The organism is Furfurilactobacillus milii (assembly GCF_009863985.1).
Lineage (GTDB): Bacteria > Bacillota > Bacilli > Lactobacillales > Lactobacillaceae > Furfurilactobacillus > Furfurilactobacillus milii_A.
Genome location: NZ_WEZT01000012.1, coordinates 45,197 through 71,295 on the forward strand (window position 1 = coordinate 45,197; position 26,099 = coordinate 71,295).

Here is a 26,099-nt window from a genome sequence, read left to right on the forward strand (position 1 = left end):
AATCGTTATCATAAAATCTGACGTCAATATTATATTTACTGGAACAATTATATATTTTAAAATAACTTTGTCAACTTACTTGACATGATTATCTGAAAGCATTATATTAACTCTCGTACTTTTTTAAGCAAACTAATTAATCAAATGAAAGAAGGACCTCTTATGTCAGAAGCTGTCGACACAAATGGCAAACCTTATAACCGCGGACTGATGGTTATGGTTTTGCTGATTGGTACGTTCTGTACCGTTTTGAACCAGACGATTTTGACGACCGCTTTCCCTACATTAATGAAAGCCTTCGATATTTCCACCTCTACGGTTCAATGGTTAACCACTGGATTTTTAATGGTTAACGGGATCATGATTCCTATTTCTGCCTACTTGTCTAACCGATTCAATTCAAAATGGCTCTATATTGGTGCCATGACGATTTTTGAAATTGGCACGATCATGGCCTACATCGCACCTAATTACGGCACCTTACTTGCTGGACGTTTAGTTCAGGCGATTGGTGTTGGGGTTACCATGCCATTATTGCAAACATTAATGTTGACGATCTTCCCAGCCAGTTCTCGTGGTGCTGCCATGGGGCTAGCCGGTATTGTTATCGGTGTTGCACCTGCTATTGGACCAACACTCTCTGGGTGGGTCATTGATAAGTTCCAGTGGCGTGATTTGTTTGGCATGATCATTCCAATCGTCGCTCTAGTTATCATCTTAGCGTTCTTCTTTATGAAGTCCGTTATTGAAACCTCTAAGCCAAAACTTGATTGGCTTTCGGCTAGTTTATCTACCATTGGTTTTGGTTCCTTGCTTTACGGATTCTCCTCCGTCGGTGACGATGGCTGGACATCCACTAAGGTGCTGTCCTTCCTCGCAGTCGGTGTTGTTGTCATTGCACTATTCATTTGGCGTCAACTCACTATGAAGAACCCATTCTTACAATTACGTGTTTTCAAATCCTTTGAATTCACCATTGCCGCAGTTTTGAGTTCCGTTGTTACAATTGCGATGACTGGTGTTGAACTGGTTCTGCCACTTTACCTGCAAATTGTTCACGGTATGAGTGCCTTCCATTCTGGATTAACACTACTGCCTGGGGCCTTAATGATGGCTGTCATGAGTCCAATTACTGGTCAAACATTTGACCGGATCGGTGCTCGGCGGATGGCTGTTGCTGGGATGTTCCTCTTAACGGCCGGCACTTTACCATTTGTTATGATTACCAAGAGCACACCTGTCATTTATGTTACCTTCTTATATGCCGTGCGGATGTTTGGGATTTCAATGGTTATGATGCCTGTAACAACGGCCGGTATGAACGCCCTGTCCTTTGACATGATTTCCCACGGGACTGCCGTTAATAACACAACACGTCAGGTTGCCACTTCAATTGGTTCAGCGATCTTAGTTTCCGTTTTATCAAACGTTACAAAGAACGCTATGCCAGCACATCACGTGTTGACACAAACGCCATTAGCATATAAAGTTCGTGCCATCAATGCCACAATGAGTGGTTATCATGCAACATTCTGGGTTGCTGTCGGCTTCTGTATCGTTGGTTTCCTGTTAGCCTTCTTCTTAAAGGGTGCTAATCACTCTAATGCTACCGTTACCAGTGACGATCTAAAAGATGCTTCAGAACCCGCTAATAATGGAGGTGAAGCCTAATGATTCTAGCTACACTTGTCATTGGTGCCATTGCCCTGTTCATTTGTTTCGTCTACATTAATAACCGGACTTGGCAAATCATCGGTACCTTACTATCAATCATCGTGCTATGTGGCTCACTCTTTATGATCACAGCCAACGACCACAGTCACTTTGGGATGCACAAAGTCACCACAACGACGACTAAGCAGATTTATTCCGCTAGTGGCAGTAGCGCTAACGGTGTCAATATGGTGCTCTACCAAAACGTTGGGACTAAAGGCACTGAAAACGTTCAAATTTATGCGACCAAGGCTAACCAAAAGAAGCCTGGTCACACACAGGCCGATGAATTCACCACTAATACAATTAAAAAAGCTAGCGGTAATAAGGCAACGTTAAAAACATCAGAAACACGTTGGGAATATAAGAGCCACACTGCTAAAGTTTGGTTCGGTATTGCCAAGGAAGACCATAAACTGACAAAACGGACAAATACATTCTATCTGCCAAGTTCATGGTTGCATCTCTCAACTAGCCAAGCAAAGAAGTTGCAAGGCCAGATGGCGAAGATGCAAACACCTCAGGCCAAGGCTCAAATGAAACAACAAGCTGAAGCCTACGTTAAAGCAAAGATGCAAGCGGCCGTTACTAAGGATCCAAAGCTTGCAACGGATCAAGCAGCTCAAGCAAAACTGACTAAACAATATGCGGCTGAATTTCAATCTCAGTTGATTAAAAAAGCAGTAGCATCAGTTAAGTAATTTTTGAGAGCAAGTAACTAATATGTATCTAAAACGACTCACGTCCAAACGGGCGTGAGTCGTTTTAGTCGTCATTCTTAAAGCAGGATGAGCTTTGAACAACCACTTATATTATCGTGCGGAAACGTTCTCGTTAAGTGTATGCAACCGTGTATTAATTAGGCTGGCATACGTATCAACGACCGTTTCAGGCGTGAAACCAAAGTGCTTAATAATTTCACTCCCCTTACCGCTTAGACCAAAGGTATCGATACCAATTACCTTACCGTCTAAACCGTCATATTTACCCCAGTCACTCGTGCTCCCCATTTCAATAGACACCCGATTACGGACATCACGCGGCAACACTTCGTCCTTATAGTCCTGCGGTTGAGCATCAAACAAATCCATACTTGGCATTGAGACCACAGATACGTCCTCGCCACGTTCCCACAGCTTTTGCTGTGCAGTCAAGGCCAATTGAACCTCTGAACCGCTAGCAATTAAAATACCATCTGGTTTGAGACCCTTTTGTGCGGAAATAACGTAAGCCCCCCGACTCACACCTTCCGGATGCGCCTTAGCACCAGTCAAGACTGGTAATGTTTGTCGTGTCATAATTAGCACAGTTGGGTGATCATGCGCCCCCATCGCCTGTTGCCAGGCCGCAATTGTTTCGTTTGCATCAGCTGGACGAATAACAGATAGCCCTGGCATGGCCCTTATGCTGGCAAGTTGTTCAATCGGTTCATGAGTTGGACCGTCCTCGCCAACCGCCACGGAGTCATGGGTGAACACATACGTAACGGGTAGCTTCTGTAAGGCAGCCAACCGCATGGCACCACGCATATAATCTGAAAAGACCATAAACGTACTGCCGTATACACGTGAACCACCATGCAAGGCAATTCCGCTCATCGCACAACCTTCAGCGAACTCACGGACGCCAAACCACAGATTTCGGTTGACTGCGCTGTCCACGTCAAAACGCCCATTATCCTTAATATTCGTTTTGTTTGAAGAAAACAGGTCGGCTGAACCACCCCATAGTGAGTGTTCCCGTTTACTCAACGTTTGCAAAACCTTGGCACTAGTCAATCGAGTCGCTTCGGCATCACCAAGCTCATACTGGTCAGTTAAATCACTTAAGTCCACGCTCTTCATTTGACGAACATCGTCGGCAAAGTAAGCTGCAAGCTCAGGATACTGAGTCGCATAACTTTCCATCATGTGATTCCAGTCTTCTTCTGCTTTATGTCCGCGACGTTGAATCGTCCGGTAAAAACGATCATACACTTCGCCAGGAACATAGAACGGTGCATAAGGCCATTGATAATTTTCCTTGGCAACACGCAAATCTGCCGCGCTTAATGGCGCACCGTGAACTGCATGGGTGCCTTGCTTTGGTGCACCATAGCCAATCGTCGTTTTGACCTCAATAATTGTTGGCTTGGTTTGATCCATCTGCGCCGTTTTAATCGCCTTGTCGATGCTGTTCAAATCATTACCATCATCAACCCGCCGATAGGACCAGCCATAACTTTCAAACCGTTTCTGAATATTCTCGGCAAAAGCGTTGCTCAGTGGGCCATCCAAAGACACGTCGTTAGAATCATAGAGTACAATCAGTTTGCCTAATTTTAAGCGACCAGCTAGACTAGCTGCTTCATGGGAAATGCCTTCCATGAGATCACCGTCACCAACGAGCGTATATGTATAGTGATCAACAACTTTAAACCCAGGACGATTATACATTGCGCCTAAGTGCCGCTCTGCCATCGCCATCCCAACGGACATTCCTAAGCCTTGGCCTAATGGTCCAGTTGTTGCCTCAACGCCGTCAGTCCAACCATATTCTGGGTGCCCTGGTGTCTTGCTACCCATTTGACGAAAATGCTTAAGATCTGTGATGGAAACTTGATAACCACTCAAATGCAGCAGACTGTATAGCATCGCTGATCCATGACCAGCTGATAGCACAAAGCGATCACGGTTAAACCAATGTGAATCTTTAGGGTTAACCGTCATATTTCGAGTCCACAGCGCGTAAGCCATCGGAGCTTCGCCCATCGGCAAACCAGGATGGCCAGATTGTGCCTTATCGATTGCATCCAAGCTTAATGTCCGTACACTATTTACTGCTAATTGGTCGATTGAATCAAACATATTTATCATCCTTTTTCATAACCATTTAATAGACACGTCTGTTTTTCTTTCTTTGGTCTATGTTTGTCACAATACCGATTTCAATTTTAAACGGCAAGAATAAAATGATGATAAAAGTGGCATTTTGATTAAAATACGATTAATTAGCGTCTCTGAAATCATTGAATATTTCAGCAATAGAAAGGAGTCAAACGATTGGTCTAGATTTTGACATTCGTTTGCATTTTTTAATTATTTTATTGTATTACGACTTCATAAAGTTGCTTAAATTAGTCCTTTTATATAAATTGGTATAGCTGATATGGCCGGACGTTTTCAGCTTCTATACCTTTGCTTTCATTTTTGGACCTATTTTTGAACAATTCCTTTCATACGAAATAAAAAGCATCCTCCAATTCGAAGGATGCTTTTTGGTACCTAAAGTAAATGCATACAAGTGTATCTCTGTAACCTAATAATCACTATAACTTCTGATTTTTATTTTTTTGCTGCGCCTCAATTTCTTGGCGATTCTTCTTCGTCAAGAAATAAAACGGAACAGCGACTAATAACGCACCAAGACCCCAAAATAGGTTAATCGGTTTGGCCTGTGCTAGTAACCAGCATGAAACCAAAATTGCAATTACCGGAATCACTGGACCAAATGGTACTTTAAAAGAACGTGGTTGATCTGGTCGGGTCCTCCTGAATACTAAGACAGCAATGATCGTTGGCACATACTGAGCAAACCGTGACACAACAGAAATGGCAGCCAAAGTGCTAAACGTTCCTGTCAGTGCAAGAGGCAACGCTAAAGCAACTGAAATAATCACGGCCACGTACGGCACACCACGACGATTAACACGACCGACAATCTTTGGCATGACGCCATTGTCAGCCATTGCTTGCCCACTACGAGGAACGGTAAAGGACTGGGCAACGGAAATCCCTGTGATGGAAATAATCGTCCCCGCACCGATAATGTACTTCCCGACTGGTCCAATAATCTGAGTTAACGCCTCCTGCATTGGGGCCGTCGTTGTTGCTAGCTTAGTCCCTAAGACTCCGATTGACACCGTTTGAATGAGAAAGTACAACAATGCCACTATTCCCATCACCGTAATGATTGCACGCGGAACATCATGTTGGGGATTTTTCATGTCCTCAGCAGCAATCACAATGGCCTCAAAACCAGTAAAAGCGTAAAACATGACGATGGCTGCCTGACCGAATGAACCCGCAACATAATGACCGTGTGGGAAAAATGGTGTAAAGTTTCCTGCATGAAGGAAGAATAGACCAATGGCAACAAACAGCACTAATGGAATAATCTTCGCAACAGTGACCACATTGTTCAACCATTTTGTCACACTAACACCCAGAATATTGATTACACCCAGTCCGACTAGTAACACCGTAATAATGGTGGCATGCCAAACAGGTTTAGCCAATACAGGCCAAAAAGCGCCCAGAGCTGTCGCCAGCCCAGCGGCCATTGTGGCCCAGGCAATAATACTAATAACCCAAATAATGAAGCCAACTTCATAGCCAACAAAGTCACCAAATGCTGCCTTGGCATAGACGTAAGGTCCGCCATTCTGTTTGAATAAACTGGCATCCTCGGCAAAACACAATGCAATACTAATAACCAAAAACATGTCAAAGACAAACACCAGTAGACTAGCCGGACCAATTAGTTTCATCGCCGTATTAGGCAACAAGAAAATGCCTGATCCGACAATGGCGTTGATCCCGAATAATACAATACTTAAAAAGCCAAAACGACCTTTCATTCACCACTACCTCCTCACGTCAATCAAATAACTATGTAAAAAAGATTAATGCTTATTATAGTACATTCAATACGTATCGGATTGTCCACTTTAATAAACAACACTCTTTTATCAACAACACTAATCAGCTTACGCCCTTCGAGTAGCTGTAAAGCAATGATGAATTTAGGATTTTGGAGCAAAAAAAAATCATCCACTACAAAGTGGATGATTGATTATCAAAAATAATTTTCGGCGTCAGCCGGGGTTGTTTACCACCAACCCTGTGACTGCCAAGCGGCTTGGGCGCCAGCCCATGAACCGTAACGTGAAACTGCGTATTGTGTTGCAACAGCTTCTTGGTGTTGTGGTGATAAGTCACCACCCAATTTGTCTAGGCTCAATTGGTACTTACCGTAGTATTGACCGTTTTGAGCAGTGTATGAACCGCCTGATTCACGAGCAGCAATCCATGCTTGAGCTGATGAGTCACCAGTAGAAGCGGCAGGTGCAGCTGCTTGAGTAGTCTGTGTCGTAGCAGCTTGTTGTGCAGGCTGTGCTTGAACAGTTTGCTGTTGTGCAGGTTGCGCTGCTTGTTGTACTGGAGCAGCTTGTTGTGTCTGTTGAACAGGAGCAGCCTGTTGTGCAGGTTGTGCTGCTTGAGTACTTTGCGTACCGTTAGCACCAGGAATATCTAATGATTGGTCAACAAAGATTAAGTTACCACCGTTTTGTAAGTGGTTAGCGTTAACGATTGCATCAACAGTAGTGTTGTTAGCAGAAGCTAATTTTGAAACAGTGTCACCGCTCTTAACAGTAACAGTGGTGTCGGCATTTGCAACAACAGTACCAATTGAAAGTAACGCACCGGCACTAACAGTAGAAAGCATTAATTGTTTGATCTTCATATAGTAAGTTTCACTCCTAATTTTGTATGGTGAGCTCTTTTTCACTCACGCTGGCTAATAGATAAATCTTACGCGATGATTCGCTTGTGTTGTTTATTAACAACTCAACGATGACTACTATACAGCGCGTAAATAACAGAGAAATACCGTCAGCATTACAAATTTAGGCGTTTTTGTCATAAAACTCGAAATCTGAAATATATTGTAATATTTAAGGATGTTTCTTATTGAGCCATAAAACCGTTTGTTTGCAATCCACTCGTCTCAATTCAACGGACAGTTTGCGCCTAAGCCGTTGTATGTTTGCGGAAAACAAGGTCGGTAAGTCCTAGACAGAGCGCAAGCAGAATCCCCATTAAAACGAAGGTTCCGTCTCCCAGCCAGTCAATAACAAAACCAAAAATAAAATTGCCTAGTGGATGCATGAAGTCTACAGAGATAAACCAAATACCAAACACACGGCCCAAATAAGCCACATCCGTTACATTTTGCACTAGCGTAAACAAACCTACCCCGATTCTTGAGATCAAGAATCCATACAATCCTGTCATCACCAGCAACACTGGATACGGTCGCCAAAACCCTGCAATCAGCATAACGACGGCCAGTAGATAAATGTCACGCTCAATCTGAGGTAACGCACGGGCACTGCGAGCTCTTACCAAACTCAGACCGCCCAGCATGCCACCAATGGCCATTACAGCCATCAAATAACTATAAAGGTGTTCATTACCACCAAAGTAATGTTTCACATCATATGGAAGCAACAAATTAAACGCTGCGTAAAAAATGTTCACAACACTGTCGATGACAACCATTTTGACCAGCACCGGCTTACCCATGACATACTTAAAACCGTCTTGTAGACTAGTCCAAATCGACAGCCGACCACTCTTACTGGGTTGATACCGATACCGAATCCCCAGCAACAACGCAATCGACAATAGGAATGAAAAAGCATTAATTAATAGAAATTCTCGAAAGTTAATCCATGAAACAGCAAGTAACGCGCCACCAAGCAATGGTGCAAAAATGTCTGCCAAACTAAGTGACGTATTTGAAATCGCATTAAATCGTTGTAGCGCCGAATCTTGAATGAGTTCTGGCACCATTGCCTTTGCTGCAGGAAAGTTGAAACCCAATCCAATATCTAAAATAGCCGTTAATAAAACCAGCTGATAGAAGATTGGATGGTTGACATCTACAATCAGAGCCATTAACAAACAAGCAACAAAACTAATAATATCTGACCATAACATGACTCGTTTACGATTCACACTATCGACAAGTGGTCCTGCCAGCACATCGGCAGCAACCAATACGAGGCCACCGATTCCCTGAACGACCCCTAAGATAGACGCCGTTCCAGTTGCTTTCACAATAAACCAGTTCAAGCCAAAAATATAAAGTGCGTCGCCGAGCCGTGAAATAAACGGGCTTAAGAAAAGCGGCCAACTAAATTTACGTTTTTGATTAAGTGGTGCGTTTTGTGCCATCGATTCTCTCCCCCGTTTCACAGAATGTCAATCCATCATAACAGATTGCTTCTATAAATAGATAATTATTTCAATAATGGTGCTAAATTTCGTTATTGCCGATCTTTCTGCAAAGAAAAACATCCCAGTCCTTATCGACTAGGATGTTAACCATTGATTCAGCAATAACAAAAACTTTGCGACTAATGGATTCATGACGTTACGATGACCAGAAACGCCGTTCCATGAGGACCGGATTCAATCCGCACAATTCGCGTTTTTCATCCTTGATTATGAGCCGAAGTTCACGTCTCATAAGTCATCCCGCAACACTAAGCGGCCAAAATGCCGGCCGCCAAGTGTTGCCGACACGGAACTTTGTTTCCAGCCATCTCCACTTTTGCCATAATTTGTCAGTCATTGGCAAATGCCTCCACTGACCATCATCACGCTATATCAGCTGGAGAGCGTCAACAGTGATACCGAGTCGTGAAGGTGCTGTTAATTCGAGTGGTCCTATCGAATTTACAGCACGGACGGTCGCAGAGACTCAGCTTTTACGAGGCTCTGCGGCGAGGTGAAAGACCGTGAACTTCGGGCTTGAACCGGTCCCACGACGAGCGTGTCACTGTTGACAACCGCAAGCGTTATCTACCATTACAGTTAAAATTTAGTACTGACGCAAATAAACGGCATCGATAGCGTGATGCTGACGCTTGTGCAGAATGACATTGGCACGATTACGAGTAGGCAAAATATATTCGTTTAAATTGCGCAAATCTACAGCATCCCACACCTGACGCGCATACAAAAACGCATCTTCACGGGACCCCGTGGCTAGTTCATGATAATAATTCGTCTTATCGTTAAACGCCGAATCCAGCAAAATGCTGAACCGTTCCAAGAACCAGTGCTCAATTAACTTTGGCTCAGCATCGACGTAAATCGAGAAGTCAAAGAAGTCACTAACGAAAATTTCCGCCTGTGATGGTAACTGCAGAACATTGATTCCTTCGACAATTAAGATATCTGGTTGATCAATCTCATCGTATTCATCAGGAATTACATCATAAACCTGATGTGAATATCGAGGTGCTTTGACATTTGGTCGTGACTGTTTCACGTCGTTTAAAAATTGAATTAGCCGCGGCATATCATAGCTGTCAGGAAAGCCCTTGTCGTCACTAATGCCCTTTTCTTCCAGTACATTATTAGGATATAAAAAGCCATCCGTGGTGATTTGCTGAACCTTCAATTGTGCATACAAATGTTTCAACATCAACGCTAACAAACGTGCCGTGGTTGACTTACCTACTGCCACAGATCCTGCAATACCAATCAAAAATGGCACATGTCGACGCGGCACCTTCAAAAAGTCGCTACGAGCATTATTGGCCAACTGAAATTCATGGTATTTAAGGAGAATATAGTGCACCAACGGCATGTAAATTTCCTTTACATCCGCTAATGAAATTCGGTCATTCAGAGACCGAATCTGATCCAAATCTGCTTCTGTTAATGGAACTGCCTCTGCATCAAATAAATCCCGCCACCGGTCACGCTCAAAACGATCATAGTTGCCTAATTTGTCTGCCATAACTCATCCACCATGTTTTCTTCAAAAATCCCTTAAAGTATAGCATAGCTCAATCTGTGATACTGGAATTGAACACAGATACTCCGAAATTTCAGCGAAAACGTTACTATTGCACTTCCATTACCTATTCACGCACGTATAAATCTGAATCCACGTGATCCATCAACGGCGTCAGTTCACCGTTTGCCAAAATTGTGAGCTGGTGCATCGCACGTGAACAAATCGTGTACAGCAATTGCCGTTCACTTTCATCGTGATAAACGGCTTTCGAGGCATCCCAAACGACGATGGCATCGAATTCAAGCCCCTTAGCCAAGTACGCCGGGATAATCAATGTGCCGGGCACTAACCGCTGATTTTCGGTCCGAATTAATGTGGCATGGACGCCATCAGCTTTGAGGCGATCAGCAACAGCCTCACACTCAGCCAGTGTTTTGCCGATGATAGCAGTCGTTTCATCGGCCTTATCATTGACCGCTAATTGTTGTTCCAAACGTTGATACAAGGCTTCTCTGTCATTGGCGACTAATACGGCTGGCTTGTCGCCATTACGATCAAAGGCTGTAATTTGTTCACCATCAACCAAAAGGTCCTTCGTGAAATCAGTGATTTGTTGTGTGGACCGGTACGATTTCGTCAGTTGAACTACCCGCGTTTTGTCCGGATCAAACATCGTGGACAGTTCGCCCAGAAGCGTTCGACTGTTTTCTTGCGTAAAGATTGCCTGGTTTAAGTCACCAAGCAAAGTGAACCGTGCACGAGGAAAACTAAACTTTAAAAAGGCCAATTGAAAGGCAGAATAATCTTGAACTTCATCGATAAAGACAAAACGGATTTCCTTTTCACCTTTTTTACCCGTCATTAAATCATACAAGTAAAGGTAAGCTGACGTATCCGCCAATGATAAGCGGTGGTCACGATAACCATTCAATGTTGCGTCAACACCGGCCTGCCACTGTTCCCTAGTCACATCGTGTTTACTAAGCTCAATCAGATTAGGCACATGTCGTAAGAAATGAGCATACTGCGCATTAATGTTTAAGTAACGACTGCGGACGATGGCGAGCTGGACTGGCTTGTAGGCTTGCATCACGATCTGACGAGCCAGGAAACGATATTCCTTATCCTGACTGTCAAACTCACGCGGTTGATCGCCAAACATCGTGTCAACCTGCTCTTTAGTTAAGTTTTGAACGGTTTCTTCAACCCACTTATCGTGCAAAGAAGAACTGATGCGCCGGTTCAACATCTTGATCAACTCTTCTCGAGTCGCAGATAATCGATTACCTAAATGATAGTTTTCATTAAATGAATAGTAAATTTCGGCAATCTTTTCCTTACTAATAAATACTTGATCCTGAAACTTAATGTCCCGGAACCGCATGTCAGCCTGTTCAAGATGATTGGCATAGCGCGTAATCACGTCGAAGTAAGCCAAGCTACCTTTCAAGGCATTGACCGTCTTAAATTTAGTGTCAGTGGTGGCATCAAAACGTTGTTGCAACGTTTCAACCTGAATTTTCGGCAAACGCCGGTTAGTGTATTGCAGATAAGTCATCTGCACCATGTTTTGTTCGCCCAATTCAGGCAACACCTGGTTAATATAATCGTTAAAAAGTTGGTTTGGTGAGAACAAGACCACTTGTCCAGACGTTAAGTTACCGCGGTATCGATACAATAGCCATGCCACTCGTTGTAAGACAGCAGCCGTTTTACCGGACCCAGCGGCCCCCTGAACAAATAACAAGTCAGATTGCGTATCTCGGATAATTTGGTTTTGTTCCTTCTGAATGGTAGTGACAATGCTCTTCATCTTGGTGTTGGATGAGTTTCCCAACGCTTCCATAAGCATTTGATCGCCGACCACTTCATCTGTATCGAAGACAGTAAGGATGACGCCGTCTTTGATTTGGAACTGACGTTTTAACTTAACATCAACGGTTTGCGGTCCATCCGGCGTTTGGTACGTGATGTCGCCAAGGCCACCGTCATAATAGATAGAAGAAATTGGTGCCCGCCAGTCATAAACCAAGAAATGATCTGGTGAGTCAGCAAACGAACCCAACCCAATATAAATTGTCTCAGGACCGCGAGTACCATCTTCCTGAAAGTCAATGCGGGCAAAATATGGGGTACGTTCCAATTTTTGTAACACATCAAGTCGTTGAGTAGCGTGTTGCCAGCTGTTTTGCCGTTCATCAAGCATTTGTTGCTGTGCACGCAACGACATGGCAGTGTCGGTCATCCCCTCGTAACTACCGGTATTGAGGTGAACCTCACCAAACGCCCGCTCAATTTCCTTTGTATCACGCGAGGCAGTTTGAATATCCTGTTTGGCCACAACTTCAGCCTGTTTGACTTTTTTAACGACAGCATCTAAATGTTTTTGTTCTTGCTGCTTTACTGTTTCCGTCAACTGGTTTGCCCCCGTTTTTTGGCCGTTATTACGCGACCATTCTCATCAATAAACTCAAAAATTGTACTAAATATTATAGCGCATTTTCACAGTTGGTGACAAATTCTACTCACCATTCGAGTCATAAAACATCTAATTTCTAGCAAACCTGTATTACATCTGATTACAAATCCGCTTACTGCCGTTACGCTGATCTGAAACGCCGTTCCCTGGGACCAGGTTCAACTCGCACAAACCGCGATTTTCACCTTTGATTATGAGCCGAAAAACATGTCTCATAAGTCATCCTGTAACACTAAACGGCCCACCCCGCCGCTAAGTGTTACCGACACGGAACTCTGTTTCCAATCAGCTCCACTCCCGCAGTACCTACAGTAGCTAGTGAAACTTTGCGTAAACTACTACGCACTCAATCAGATGTATGAAACTTTGGGTAAACTGATACGCATTCGATTAGAGGTTTGAAACTTGCCACTCTGTCAGCTGGAGGGTGTCAACAGTGATACCGAGCCGTGAAAGTGGTGTTAATTCGGGACGATTTAACCGAATTTACACCACGGACGGTCGCAAAGACTCCGATTTTCAGGAGGCTTGGCGGCGAGGTGAAAGACCGTGAACTTCGGGCTTGAACCGGTCCCACGGCGAGCGTGTCACTGCTGACAACCGGAGGCAAAATTGCCATTGCACTATTTTCAATCACACTTTGCCTTAACTCATAAGTTTTCTCAAAGCTGAATGATTAGTTTCGCTATTCATCGTTCAGTTGCTTACACTGTAGGTAAAAATGGGAGGTCGCCTATGGATCAGTTGATTCACATCTTGAGCCATTTACAGGATTATATTCTGCCCTTGTTCTCGTGGATGGGCAACTGGAGCTACGTGACCTTGTTTCTGTTGATCTTTGCTGAAACTGGCTTGGTCGTTTTTCCGTGGTTGCCGGGTGAATCATTGATTTTTGTGACGAGTGCTATCGCGGCAGCCACCCAATCCAGTTTGGACATCAAAGTTCTGGTTCCCATCTTCTTCTTTGCCGCCGTTCTCGGTGACACTCTGAACTTTCGAATCGGCATGTGGTTAATGCACTTTAAGTTTATTAATCGACGTCTTCATGGTGGTTTAAAACGTGGCGAAGCATTTTTCAAACGTTATGGTGGCCGAGCTGTGATCTTTGGCCGGTTTGTACCACTGATTCGAACCTTCGTCCCACTTTTGGCGGGCACGACAAAAATGAGTGAACGTCGTTTTGCCGTCCTCAATGTTATTGGTGTCGCACTGTGGGTCACGGTCGGTAGCGTTTTAGGTTATTACTTTGGCCGTTTGCCATTCGTAAAGTCACACTTTGCCCTCATTTTCCTCGGTGTGGCAGTGATTGGTATCTTGCCAGGATTCATTGTCGGTGCGACGCGCTACCTCCGCCGTCACAGTAATCATTTTTATGAACCATAACGTGGTCTCATCCCAAACGTTGATATGCTATGATAGAACCATCATAAATTGTGGAGGTTCTCATGTCATTTAACGTTTACATGGTTCGTCATGGTCAAACTTATTTAAACTTGTATCACCGGATGCAAGGCTGGTCAGACGCACCGCTTACTGAAAAAGGCCAGAATGACGGCAAACATGCCGGTCAGTTACTGAGCCATGTTAAGTTTGACGCTGCATACTCTAGTGATCTTGCTCGGGCGCAAACTACAGGACGGTTGATTCTTGCCGAAAACCCTAGCACCCTCACCGAACCAGTCGCCCGCAAAGAATTCCGCGAAGAATTCTTCGGGTATTGGGAAGGCTATGACGACATGTTAATGTGGCATCAAATTGGCTCTCCTAAGGGTGGTAACACCTATAATGAGTTGGTCGAAAAGTTTGGCCTGCAAGAAACAACAGACCTAGTGGCCAATGCGGATCAGTATCACGACGCCGAAACGTACGCGCAATTGTGGGAACGAATCCAAGCTGGAATGCAACTGTTACGGGATAACGCCAAGGACGGCGATAACATTTTGCTAGTCACTCACGGCACGTACCTGCGCCACATCATGGATCATTACTCTGACACAATTGGTGCCTTCCCCGGCCCACGAAATGGCAGTGTTACCAAACTAGTTGTAGACAATGATAGTGTGAAAGTACTGTATACCGACCGATTAGATAATATTGAATAACTTTAATATAAATAAGCACGATCAGCGAAATTTCCAAAAATTTCGTTGATCGTGCTTTTTCGATACAGCTAATATGCAATTATTTGCCTAATAATTCCTTTAATTCTGCAATCCGCTTGTCCAACACGGCAAACGCATCGTCCAAGTATTGTCGAGATGTGACGTCCACCCCTGCTTGCTTGATCAACTCAATTGGTGCTTGTGAGCCACCAGCTTTGAGGAATGTCTTGTATTGGTCCAACGCACCAGGCACCTTGCGATAAATTCGGTCCGCAATGGTCGTGGAGATGGCCATCGATGTCGCATATTGGTAAACGTAGTAATTGTAATAGAAATGTGGCACGCCGGCCCAGCCTGTATTCTTCTCATCTTCAAAGGTAACAGCCGGACCGTTGTATTGTTCGCCTAATTTAGCATACATCGTACTCAAATAATCGGAAGTTAACGCTTCGTCACTTTCAACTTTTTCATAGGCTTGATGCTCAAATTCTGCAAATAAAGTTTGCAAATTAACCGTGCCGATAAACGTTTGGATAGATTGTTGTAATAAGTACGCCTTAACTTCCTTGTTATCGGCATATTTATCCAACATGTAGTCCATCAGCAAGTTTTCGTTAGTTGTCGAAGCAATTTCCGCCGTGAAGATTGGATAGTCTGCATCCTGAAGGGGCTGTGTTGCATCAGTAAAGTAAGATTGCATCGCATGTCCAGACTCATGAGCCAACGTGGTTAAGCCATAATAATTGTCCGACCAGTTCAGCAAGATATACGGGTGAACATCGTAAACTTCGCTCTCATAACCGCCGGAACGTTTGCCAACATTTTCGGCTGCATCGATCCAGCTACCGGAAAATTCAGCCCTCAAACCATCCAAATAATCATCACCAAGCACCTTCAATGCATCCAGTACGATGGCCTTAGACTCGTCAAACGTAAATTTCAATTTGGGGTCGCCCAGTAAAGGCGCAGAACGATCGTAATTGTACATTGGCTTTAAGCCCAGCACATCTTGACGTAACTGCATGTAATCATGTTCGCCCTGCAAATGATCATGCACGGTCGCTACCAACGTGTCATAGACGCTTTCTGGGATTTCATTATCGAACAATTCCCCTTCTCGCGCTGTCGCAAAATGATGGGCACGGTTCTTAAGGACCGTCCCTTCCATATGAGTCGACAGGGTTGTGGCAAAAGTATGTTGAAGCCCATCATAGGCCTTTTTAATCAAGTGACTTGTCCGTTTGCGTAAATCGCGGTTGGTTGACTGCATAAATTCACTGATTTTAGCATCTGTTAATTCAACCGTTTCGCCATTTTCATCCTCAATGTCGCCATACTTCATATCGCCATCATTTAACATGGAGAAAATGTTTTCAGCACCCTCAAACACCTTGCTACTTTGCGCTAACAATTTTTCTTCAGCTAATGGCAGCACATGTCCCTGATTGCGTAAAAAGTTCAACTCCAGATATCGCCGATAGTCCTGTAAACGAGGTTCATCTTTTAGATACTGGTCAAACTTTTCTTTGGACAGCGCCGTGATTTCAGTCGTTAAAAAGCTGCGGGCCGTTTGCGTTTGCGCGTAAAGCGCCTGCGCCTGACCAGCTAGTTTGGTACCAACCGGATCCGTCGTGTCACTATCATTACGGGCGTTAGCATAAAAATAAATTCGCATTAGCACACCAGATAAGCTTACCGCTTCACTGGCTGTTTCATAAAGCGTTTGTGCACTCTCCGTTACGTGCCCTTCATATTTGCTAAACTCGGCTAATTGCTGCTTATACGCTGTAACAGCTTTTTCAAATGCGTCATCACTTGGATATAAATCCTTCAAATTCCATTTCAATTCATCCGGGACTTCCGCTCGGGTTGCTAACTTCTTTGTCATATATAGATCCCCCTAATATGGTTATTAGTATAACAGTTTTTCACATTTTTCTTTAACCGTTTTATTATTTGTTTTGTGATTTAACGATTGTTATCAAATGGTAATCGTTTGATTCGAATGATTGTGTTATTAATGAAATAAGTCAATAAATTAGGAGTTCTCCATGAAAACGGTCATTAACGACACCACGATTCATTATGAAGTGAATGGTTCCGGCACCCCGATGCTGATCATTCACGGACTGGCGCAAAATATTGATAGTATGCAGATTCCGCTCATGCCTGTGCTGGCAGCGGCTAACATCCAACAAATATACGTCGAACTGCCTGGCATGGGCGAATCCTCTGCCAACATAGGTGTCGGTAGCAGTGACGCCATATTGGCATTATTAGAAACTTTCGTTAATCAAATCATCGGTGATCAACCGTTTTATGTTGTTGGTCACTCTTACGGCGGATATCTTGCCTTGGGATTGATCCATGACTGGCCCACTCGCATCCTCGGCGCCTTTCTCACTTGCCCTGTGACCATTGCGGATGCACCAGATCGCCATGTGGCTCATCATTACGTTGCCGTTCAAACGGACTTCCCAGTGAAATATAATCAAGATGCATTCGCTGCATTTAAGGATATGAACGTTAACCTAAACGCCGACGCTTGGAGTGCTTATCAATTGCAAATTTTGCCTGGATTACAGCAAGCCAACCGCGACTTCATTCATTTATTACGCAAGCACTACCAATTTTCGTTTGAATCCAGCTTAATGCAAACGCCGTTCAAGCAACCCGTCACCCTTTTACTGGGTCGTCAGGACGACATTGTCGGCTTTCAGGATCAATTGCCACTGCTTAACAACTTTAGCCGACTGACCCTGGGTATTGTGGACCGTGCCGGCCACAATCTGTCACAAGACCAACCAAAACTTTTTAAAGACTACTGGCGACACTTTTTGACCTCAATTAACAACGACGCTTTCACGCCTCATGCTGAATAATCTGACTATGTAACGAAATGGGCTCCTAACAGTTAGTAAATCCACTGCTAGGAGCCCATTTCATATTAAACATCATGGATATTTCCGTTTGACTTGCAGGTTCAATAGAACTCTGCATAAGCGCCACGAATTGCGGCATTAATGTGCTAACCTACTTGTTACCCGCCGACATAACGCCTGAGTCAATAATCTGCGCATTCAAAAACCAATAGTCATGCCAGTCGCCTCGCAATGAAGCAAATGCCACCGGTTGTTTGCCCGCGGCTTTTACCTTAGCAATCAGATAATTACGCATAATCCAAGCATCTTCGAAAGACCGCTGCGTCAAATGCATAATATGACTCAACTTTGTCGTACTAATGTTCAGTTCCTCTGTCGCCTGTGCAACAGTGAGCCCTGCCAACTGAAAGTTCTTTTGTAATTCTTGCTCTGTATTAATTTTTTCTTGTGGATTTAATGTCATTTTCAAAGTCTCCTAAAACAACGCTGTTTGCAAACCGCTCATGCATGATCAACCAATTGTTTAACCAGTGTCTCGATCGCCTCACTGGTTGCCGCTTGCACCTCTGCAGGCAACACTTGGTTCACCTGCTCATCCAACTTATCAAAGCACTGTTGAACACGCTCGTTAATTTGCTGCCCGTTAGCGGTTAATAACAAATGTTTTGTTCTCACGTCTCCATCTTCATAGCGACGCTCAATTAATTTCTTCGTTTCCAAACTTTTCAACAGGTTAGTCAAACTCGCTACATTGCGGCTTAATAATCTAGCAACCGTTTGCTGATTAACGCCTGGGTGAGCACCAACATATCGAATCACGTTCGCCTGATCGGTATTGAGTCCCAGCGTACGTAACTGGCGATTCATCGTTGCCGTTTGCCATGCGGCCAATCTGTGTATCATGCCTGCCAATGTTTCGTGTTCGTCTAGCTTCATATTCTCACCTCTTGTCGAACAAGAATATCTTATCACGTTAAGTTGTAATTGCAACTGTTTTATCCAAAACTATTAGATCTAAAAAAACCGAAAGCACTGATGGCTTTCGGTTCTCAATAAATTAACATTTTCGATTAACTCTGGTCAGTTGTATAGCGTGGTGCACTGAGCAACGGCTGCCCACCAACGGCTTTACGTTGGCCTGCCTGTGACAAAGCGGATTCTAACGCTGCCAGCTTAGGATCGCGGTGGACATGCGTTAAGTCTTCTGTAGGAGCTTCTTCGCTCCCTTGCACAAAGCGACGTGCAACATTATTAATGCTCGATGTTAATTGCTTAACATCACCATCGCGACGAGATGGTTCAAACGTCACAAGGTCACGTACCATTTTGCCCAGCAACTCATCATTATCAATGTGTTGCGCCAAGTAAGAAATTACATCATTCATCTGTTTGCACCTCACTTATCAACTAGAATGTGACAAACATCATAAAGCTAACTTGCGCTGATGTCAACGGGTTAACTTATTAAAAATAAGTCATGAATTCAAGCTCAATTGTCCACCAACTATCATGAAAGTTGAATGCCTGCTTTTCAGAGCCTCACTACCGTTACGCGTAATTGAAACGCCGTTCCATGGGACTGGGTTCAACCCGCACGAGCCACGGTTTTCACCCTCGATTATGAGCTGAAAACCACATCTCATAATTCGTCCTGCAACACTAAGCGGCTAAGTTCCCGCCGCCAAGTGTTGCCGACGCGGAACTCTGTTTCAATTCCACTCCACTCTCTAATGTAAAATTCTCCGGTAGCGACGGCAATCAGGTCTCTTTGAAATTCACCAAATTAAATGCACTGTTGCCAACCACTCCTAATATTAGCTGGAGGGCGACAACAGTGATACCGAGTCGTGAAAGTAACGTTAATTCGGTGGTTTATCCGAATTTAGGTTACGGCCGATCGCGGAGACTCGATGTTTCCACGAGGCTTTGCGGCAAAGTGAAAGACGGTGCACCTTCCGGCTTGAACCGGTCCCACGACGAGTGTGTCACTGTTGACAACCGCAAGCGGAATCACACCTATCTATTTGAACAAAATCTAAGCGAACCCAAACCAGTTTATCCAACTTCAACAGGCTTTTCGATTATGCGAATAATCTGGTCAAAGGCCTGCTCAGTTTCAGGAATTGGCAGCCCGAAGAAATCGTGAACCATATAGGGATACTCAAAGAAATTCAAATGAATGCCAGCTGCCTTCGCCTTGTCACGGAACTTAACAGCATCTGGATACAGAATTTCTCGAGTCCCAACGAATAATGCAATGTGGCCAAGATTACTGATGTCACCGTACAAAGGACTAACACGCCAATCAGTAGTATCCGTATTTCTGGCGTAATAGTGCCCCATCATCACTTGTAGTGAATAGCGATCCAAGATTGGATCCGCTGCCTCATAGTGACCGATTTCTTCGTTTGTTAACCCGACATCTAGCACCGGCGATAAGGCGATGATATCCTTCGGCTGTGGCAAATCAACCGTCTTTAAATATTCGGCCAACGTTAGCGCGAGACCACCGCCAGCAGAATTCCCGAGTAAAATGATTTTATCGGGCGCCGTCGTCTCAAGCACTTGACGGTAAACCTTTTCCAACATGTCCAACACGTCTTTAAAATCATGCGCCGGTGCTAGCGGATAAATCGGCATTAACACCGTTGCAGAAATCGTGTCCGCCAGCTTGCGTGCCAAACGGACCTGCATCCCCAGCGGCTGATTCCAGAAACAACCACCATGCAGGTAAATTACCGTGTACCGTTGATCGCCATATTTGCCGTGTAACTCATAGGTATTATCGTAACTGGTTGGAACCTGAACGTCATATTGACGTGACAATCGCGCGTCCATCGACCATGGCTGTTCATTTTTGTGCAAATAATAGTCGTAGGTTACGAGGTTTTCCATATGTTTGTATGGACTGAACATTCGTTTAGGCTGTAATCGCAAGAGATTTTCCAACACCTTGCTACTAACGCTCCGTTTTTCAACATACTTAGCCTGCACAGTTACAGCTGCAGCACCCACTAAGCCTGCCGTTGCTAGAATATGTTTCATTTTCATCACGTGTAACCTCCATCGTGTCATTGCCAAAAAGTGGCATCACTCTTTTATAATCTTACAAGGCAAATTCTATAATTAATCCGAACAGAAATTAAAAAGCCCAAAGCAATCACTTACAATGGTAGTAGCTAATTCCAACCAATATAGGGAGTGATTACTTTGGGTACATCTACTTTATCACGTTTTCAACGTGGCGCACTAGCACAACTGGTCAATGAGGGGAATAAATCTTACCAAGTAATGGCTGACGCCTTAGGCGTCGCCAAAGCTACGATTAGCTATGAGTTGGACCGGGTTAAACCTTATGATCCAGAATTAGCTCAGCAAGATGCAGATCGCAAAAGGCGGAATTGCGGGCACTTGAACTAATTAATCAACGACCATTAAAAATACATCATCAACAGACTGCCATTGAAAGATTCCGGGCTTGTTCGGATTAAACTTGTAATTTGCCACAACGAAAAGACAGATTTTACCCTCAAAACGTCATATCCATTTTAATTTAGTCATTAATAAATTTGTTACTAAATTTTGAGGTAGCGTTAAGGTCCCACCGTTATTCTATTAAGCATAGACAACAACAAGTTGTCTATCACCCCTAATAGTACTCAAACAGTACAACTCCTGAATCAAATACTTCGTTGAAACGTCCACCTGTTATGGCTAGCAGAGTGGACGCTTTGTTTTGTACTCAACTGCTACTTTCGTTTCGCTAGATCAAGACGACGTTCTGTGGTGACCGTTTCAGTCCTCTGGGAACCACGGTCTTACCTTCACTGGACCCTGTCTTCACCCAGCTGCGATAGCACAATCGTGGTAAAACCGTTTGAACATAATAAGTGTCGCCAGTGTTCCAACATAGCGGAGGACGTCAAAATTGAATGTAAGCCGCGAAGGTGTCGTTGATCTGGCGGTTTGTGCCGGATTTATTACACAGGACGGGCGTACAGACTCGGATTTTCACGAGGCTTAACGGCGAGGTGAAAGACTTCGGGTTTCAGAAGGCACGAACCGGTCCCACGGCAGTATTCAATTTTGACAACCGCAGGCAAAAGTCAACACCTGCGACCAGACCACGTTTGCTAAACAAAAAAGTGTCATTACCTAGGCTGTGAAACCAAGGTAATGACACTTTTTAGATTGACGTCTCAGAGCACATCAAGACCAGCCTTTTCGGCTCGTTCTTGATACATCGCAACCTCATCTTCAGCTGCACGAACAAAGTGGTGTGGTGCGATTTCAACCATTGTCCGTGGTTTATCGTCGCCTTCCATCGTTGGCTCGTACGGAATCTGCTTCCGTGCTCGCTCAACTTCAGGATCAGGAACTGGCACCGCTGATAACAAACTCGTTGTATAGTCATGCAACGGTTTTGTATAAACTTCGTCAGCAGGTCCAATTTCCAACATCCGACCATAGTGCATAACACCAATCCGGTCAGAAATATACTTCACCATTGATAAGTCGTGGGCAATGAACAAGTACGTTAAATTGTTCTTGATTTGCAATTCCTTCATCAAGTTAACAACTTGCGCCTGAATCGACACGTCCAATGCTGAGATGGGTTCATCGGCAATGATGAACTTCGGATCAACAGCTAACGCACGGGCAATCCCGATTCGTTGACGCTGACCACCTGAAAATTCATGCGGATACCGGCTCGAATGGTCTTTGTTCAACCCAACTGTTTCCAGTAAATTTTCAACCATGTCTGTTCGTTCTTGATCATTTTTCGCTAAGTGATGGATGTCGATGCCTTCAGCAACAATATCTTTAACCTTCATCCGGGGATTTAGAGAAGCATAAGGATCCTGGAAGATCATCTGCATTTCTTTACGAAATTCCAACTGATCTTTACGACCTTTGATTTTTGCAACATCCTTACCGTTGAATAAGACTTCACCAGCAGTTGGTTCGTATAAATGAATGATTGCGCGCCCTGTTGTCGTTTTACCAGAACCAGACTCACCAACTAAGCCAAACGTCTCGCCTTCGTAAATGTCGAAGGAGACGTCGTCGACAGCGCGAACTTCGTCGTTTTTGCCAACATTGAAATACTGTTTCAAGTTTTTAACTTCCAGAATCTTTTTACGATCTGTGTAATCCATGTGCGTCTCCTTTCTCTATTCGCGATCTGAGTCGTCTAAGTTATCAGCCGTGTTCAACGGTGTAGCTGGGCGAACCAGTTCGCCATCATCCGTGTGCATCTTGGCCCATTGCGCCTGCCGTTTGGCAATTGCCTCAGGTGGTGTCACTTTTTCAGCACGGGGATCTAATAACCACGTCGCTGCATAGTGAGTGTCTGAAACCTTAAAGAACGGTGGTTCCTGCTCAGCATCGATCTTCAATGCGTACGGGTTACGGGCCGCAAACGCATCACCCTTTGGTGGATCCAACAAGTCTGGCGGTGTCCCTGGAATAGCAGACAATTCACCGCTTTGAGTATCCAAGGTTGGCATGGAGTTCAATAACCCCCACGTATATGGATGTTGTGGATTGTAGAAGATTTCATCCACAGTTCCGTATTCAACAATCTTACCAGCATACATAACGGCAATTCGGTCAGCCATACCGGCAACCACACCAAGGTCATGCGTGATAAAGATAATTGAAGTTTCGATTTTTTCTTGTAATTCTTTCATTAACTTCAGAATTTGAGCTTGAATGGTCACATCCAACGCGGTGGTTGGTTCATCGGCAATCAACACCTCTGGGTAACAAATCAACGCAATCGCAATCACGATCCGTTGACGCATCCCACCTGAAAATTGGTGCGGATAGTCATTGATGCGGTGTTCAGCATCCGTAATGCCGACCAACTTTAACATTTCCAAAGCTTGGGCCATCGCCTGCTTTTTTGAAACATGGTTATGAATAATCAGCGGTTCAGCAATCTGACGGCCAATCTTCATCGTTGGGTCCAACGAAGTCATTGGGTCCTGGAAGATCATCGCGATATCTTTACCACGAATCTGTTGCATTTCTTTTTCGGACTTCTTCAACACGTCTTCGCCGTGAAACATAATCTGACCGCCAGCAATTTCGGCGTTGTCAGCATTAAGTCCCATTAACGAACGCGTGGTAACAGACTTACCAGAACCTGATTCACCAACGATGGCCAACGTTTCACCCTTTTTCAAATGGAATGAAACGTCGCGAATCGCCTTAACCTTGCCCGCATAGGTATCAAAGTTAATCTTCAGGTTTTTGACTTCAATTAAGTTTTCTGTGTCATTATTTTCCACGATTAACGTCACCTACTCTCTTGAACGTGGGTCAAAGGCATCCCGCAAGCCATCGGCAAACAGGTTGAAACAAATCATGATAACCATTAAGACAACGGCTGGGTACCACATCTGGAATGGCAAGAACTGGAAGTTCTTTTGTCCATCTGAGATCAATGTCCCCAGTGAAGCAGTTGGTGGCTGAATCCCGATCCCGATATATGATAGGAAGGCCTCGAAGAAGATGGCACTCGGAATCGTAAACATCGTTTGAATGATGATCACTGAGCTCATGTTTGGAATCAAGTGTTTCCACGCGATCTTCCATGAGCTTTCACCCAACGTCCGTGCGGCCAAGATATATTCTTGGCTCTTTAGCGTCAGCGCCTCGGCACGAATTAAACGGGCCATCGTCGTCCAACTGGAGATGGCAATCGCTAATGAAATAGACAGAAGCGAACCACGCATCACAACTAACAGTAAAATCATGTAAACCAAGTTAGGCACGGAGGACAAAATTTCAATGATCCGTTGCATGATCATATCCGTTCTGCCTCCACGCCATCCCGAGATCAGGCCATACCCGACCCCGACGGTCAAATCTAGCAGCGTTGCAATCAAGGCAACGGCTAGTGACACCCGGGTACCTGCAATAATCCGTGATAAGAGGTCACGGCCTAAATAGTCAGTCCCTAAAATCCAGTACTTACCTGACGGAACGTGTTGCTGTTGGTAAGCATCAACACGACCACCGTCTACAGCCTTTGTTCCATCCAGTCCAGGAATGTGGACGCCTGGAATTTTTGGTGGCAAGTTCGTATAGGCAGGTTGTGCGTTGTTCGGCTGGTGTGGTGAAATCAGCGGACCAGCCAGTGAAAGCACCAGAATCGCCAATAAAATCCACATTGAGATGAACGCAATTTTATTTTTCTTTAATCGACGCCATGCATCCTGTGTGAAGGTCAGCGAAGGCGCAGCAATCTTTTCATTATCAAGATGTTCTTCTTTACCAAGTGGTTCGAAGGCATCGTTTGAAACATTCGCGTTTTCAGCCATTAGCTTCGACCTCCTTGCAGACGGATCCGTGGGTCAACGATTCCGTAAACGATATCGGTAATCAATAAGACAACCACTAGTAATACTGAGTACATCATCGTAATCCCCATGATGGTTGGGTAGTCATTAGTCGTAATCGACTTAACGAATTGTTCCCCAATCCCAGGCACGGCGAAGATGTTTTCAACAACCAGTGAGCCGGTCATCAAGTTAACCGTCAGTGGTCCAATCAATGTAATCAGTGGAATCAAGGAGTTCCGCAAAGCATGGTGATAAACCACGCCAGTGCTGGTTAGCCCCTTGGCTTTCGCTAATTCAATGTAATCAGAGCTCATGACGTCAACCATTTCGGTTCGGATAAACCGCGCCGTCGTGGCAAACGGAGAGCCCGCCAGCGCGATGGTCGGGAGAATCGTATATGAGAAGTTCCCCCAGCCGGCAACTGGAAAGGCACCAGCTTTCAAACCAATGTAGTACTGCAACAAGATGGCAAGCACGAAACTTGGAATCGAGATCATTAAGATAGAAATAACCGTCATCGTGCCGTCGACCCAAGTGTTCCGACGAATTGCCGCAATTCCACCAACGATGATACCTAAAAGCACCCCAACGATCATCGCTTGAATCCCAAGCTGGAATGATGCAGGCATCCGGGTTGCCAAAAGGTATGATACCGGTTGGTTATCAAACTGGAATGACAAGCCGAAGTTACCACGAACCATGCCGGCCAGGTAAATTAGGTATTGCTGCCACACGGGCTTATCCAACCCATACGTGTGGTAAATCATTTGAATCTGTGTATGCGAGAGTTTTGACTCGTTACTTAACGGTGTCCCTGGCAACAGCTTCATCATAAAGAACGTGATGGTCGCAATCAGGAATAACGTTAGAATGAGGTAAAACAGTCGTTTGAGCAGGTATTTTGCCATAAACTTACTTCCTCACAATCTAAACCAGACAAGTAATAAGTGCGAGATTTCCATCGAATAATGAGAATTTGCTGAAAATCATTAAT

Annotated in this window: 20 protein-coding genes and 1 pseudogene; 6 read left to right on the forward strand and 15 right to left on the reverse strand. The window is 44.4% G+C overall.

Going from position 1 to position 26,099, the window contains the following annotated elements:
- The first annotated feature begins 162 nt into the window (after window positions 1-162).
- The gene (locus tag GB992_RS06880; protein WP_161001771.1) at window positions 163-1,671 is read left to right on the forward strand and encodes an MDR family MFS transporter; all 1,509 of its coding nucleotides are present in this window, start codon (window positions 163-165) and stop codon (window positions 1,669-1,671) included.
- Window positions 1,671-2,414, forward strand: a complete 744-nt coding sequence (locus GB992_RS06885; RefSeq protein WP_161001772.1) for a DUF4811 domain-containing protein — start codon at window positions 1,671-1,673, stop codon at window positions 2,412-2,414. Before GB992_RS06880 ends, GB992_RS06885 begins: the two co-directional genes overlap by 1 nt.
- Before the next feature lie 111 nt (window positions 2,415-2,525).
- On the opposite strand, the gene tkt is transcribed toward GB992_RS06885, so the two are convergent.
- The 6 genes from tkt to helD all read right to left on the reverse strand — a co-directional run bounded on the left by tkt (window position 2,526) and on the right by helD (window position 12,706).
- The gene (tkt, locus tag GB992_RS06890) at window positions 2,526-4,559 is read right to left on the reverse strand and encodes a transketolase (RefSeq protein ID WP_161001773.1); all 2,034 of its coding nucleotides are present in this window, start codon (window positions 4,557-4,559) and stop codon (window positions 2,526-2,528) included.
- A 461-nt stretch (window positions 4,560-5,020) separates the two neighbouring features.
- On the reverse strand, window positions 5,021-6,331 hold the full coding sequence (locus GB992_RS06895) for an APC family permease (RefSeq protein ID WP_161001774.1): 1,311 nt from the start codon (window positions 6,329-6,331) through the stop codon (window positions 5,021-5,023).
- Window positions 6,332-6,582: 251 nt separating this feature from the next.
- Entirely contained in the window at window positions 6,583-7,218 is a 636-nt protein-coding gene (apf, locus tag GB992_RS06900; protein WP_161001775.1) for an aggregation-promoting factor, read from the reverse strand.
- A gap of 287 nt (window positions 7,219-7,505) precedes the next feature.
- A complete protein-coding gene (locus GB992_RS06905; RefSeq protein WP_161001776.1) occupies window positions 7,506-8,714 on the reverse strand; it encodes an MFS transporter in 1,209 nt (402 codons plus the stop codon).
- 649 nt (window positions 8,715-9,363) lie between these two features.
- Window positions 9,364-10,290, reverse strand: a complete 927-nt coding sequence (gene coaA, locus GB992_RS06910) for a type I pantothenate kinase (RefSeq protein WP_161001777.1) — start codon at window positions 10,288-10,290, stop codon at window positions 9,364-9,366.
- A 124-nt stretch (window positions 10,291-10,414) separates the two neighbouring features.
- The gene (gene helD / locus GB992_RS06915) at window positions 10,415-12,706 is read right to left on the reverse strand and encodes an RNA polymerase recycling motor HelD (protein WP_161001778.1); all 2,292 of its coding nucleotides are present in this window, start codon (window positions 12,704-12,706) and stop codon (window positions 10,415-10,417) included.
- Between the two features lie 798 nt (window positions 12,707-13,504).
- Between helD and GB992_RS06920 the strand changes: the two genes are divergently transcribed.
- Together GB992_RS06920 and GB992_RS06925 are read left to right on the forward strand one after the other, a co-directional pair.
- Complete coding sequence (locus GB992_RS06920; RefSeq protein WP_017260970.1) at window positions 13,505-14,152, forward strand: VTT domain-containing protein; 648 nt, start codon at window positions 13,505-13,507, stop codon at window positions 14,150-14,152.
- Between the two features lie 62 nt (window positions 14,153-14,214).
- Entirely contained in the window at window positions 14,215-14,871 is a 657-nt protein-coding gene (locus GB992_RS06925; RefSeq protein ID WP_161001779.1) for a histidine phosphatase family protein, read from the forward strand.
- Between the two features lie 79 nt (window positions 14,872-14,950).
- Here the strand turns inward: GB992_RS06925 and pepF are convergent, their stop codons facing one another.
- Window positions 14,951-16,759, reverse strand: coding sequence for an oligoendopeptidase F (pepF, locus tag GB992_RS06930; RefSeq protein ID WP_161001780.1), 1,809 nt, complete (start codon window positions 16,757-16,759; stop codon window positions 14,951-14,953).
- Window positions 16,760-16,922: 163 nt separating this feature from the next.
- Between pepF and GB992_RS06935 the strand changes: the two genes are divergently transcribed.
- The gene (locus tag GB992_RS06935) at window positions 16,923-17,753 is read left to right on the forward strand and encodes an alpha/beta fold hydrolase (protein WP_161001781.1); all 831 of its coding nucleotides are present in this window, start codon (window positions 16,923-16,925) and stop codon (window positions 17,751-17,753) included.
- Window positions 17,754-17,904: 151 nt separating this feature from the next.
- On the opposite strand, the gene GB992_RS06940 is transcribed toward GB992_RS06935, so the two are convergent.
- The 4 genes from GB992_RS06940 to GB992_RS06955 form a co-directional block, all read right to left on the reverse strand.
- Complete coding sequence (locus tag GB992_RS06940) at window positions 17,905-18,216, reverse strand: DUF2316 family protein (RefSeq protein WP_161001782.1); 312 nt, start codon at window positions 18,214-18,216, stop codon at window positions 17,905-17,907.
- A gap of 38 nt (window positions 18,217-18,254) precedes the next feature.
- Complete coding sequence (locus GB992_RS06945; protein ID WP_161001783.1) at window positions 18,255-18,689, reverse strand: MarR family winged helix-turn-helix transcriptional regulator; 435 nt, start codon at window positions 18,687-18,689, stop codon at window positions 18,255-18,257.
- Window positions 18,690-18,823: 134 nt separating this feature from the next.
- The gene (locus GB992_RS06950) at window positions 18,824-19,138 is read right to left on the reverse strand and encodes a hypothetical protein (protein ID WP_161001784.1); all 315 of its coding nucleotides are present in this window, start codon (window positions 19,136-19,138) and stop codon (window positions 18,824-18,826) included.
- 670 nt (window positions 19,139-19,808) lie between these two features.
- Entirely contained in the window at window positions 19,809-20,804 is a 996-nt protein-coding gene (locus tag GB992_RS06955; protein ID WP_161001785.1) for an alpha/beta fold hydrolase, read from the reverse strand.
- 159 nt (window positions 20,805-20,963) lie between these two features.
- Here GB992_RS06955 and GB992_RS06960 point away from each other — a divergent pair.
- Window positions 20,964-21,161: pseudogene (locus tag GB992_RS06960) on the forward strand (helix-turn-helix domain-containing protein); the annotation flags it as partial.
- Between the two features lie 791 nt (window positions 21,162-21,952).
- Here the strand turns inward: GB992_RS06960 and GB992_RS06965 are convergent.
- Genes GB992_RS06965 through opp3b form a run of 4 tightly spaced genes read right to left on the reverse strand, consistent with a single transcriptional unit; the run spans window position 21,953 to window position 26,013 of the window.
- On the reverse strand, window positions 21,953-22,912 hold the full coding sequence (locus GB992_RS06965) for an ABC transporter ATP-binding protein (RefSeq protein ID WP_161001786.1): 960 nt from the start codon (window positions 22,910-22,912) through the stop codon (window positions 21,953-21,955).
- 15 nt (window positions 22,913-22,927) lie between these two features.
- The gene (locus GB992_RS06970) at window positions 22,928-24,049 is read right to left on the reverse strand and encodes an ABC transporter ATP-binding protein (RefSeq protein WP_042655269.1); all 1,122 of its coding nucleotides are present in this window, start codon (window positions 24,047-24,049) and stop codon (window positions 22,928-22,930) included.
- Between the two features lie 12 nt (window positions 24,050-24,061).
- Window positions 24,062-25,084, reverse strand: coding sequence for an ABC transporter permease (locus tag GB992_RS06975; protein WP_017260957.1), 1,023 nt, complete (start codon window positions 25,082-25,084; stop codon window positions 24,062-24,064).
- Window positions 25,084-26,013, reverse strand: a complete 930-nt coding sequence (gene opp3b / locus GB992_RS06980; protein ID WP_161001787.1) for an oligopeptide ABC transporter permease — start codon at window positions 26,011-26,013, stop codon at window positions 25,084-25,086. Before opp3b ends, GB992_RS06975 begins: the two co-directional genes overlap by 1 nt.
- Window positions 26,014-26,099 lie beyond the last annotated feature (86 nt).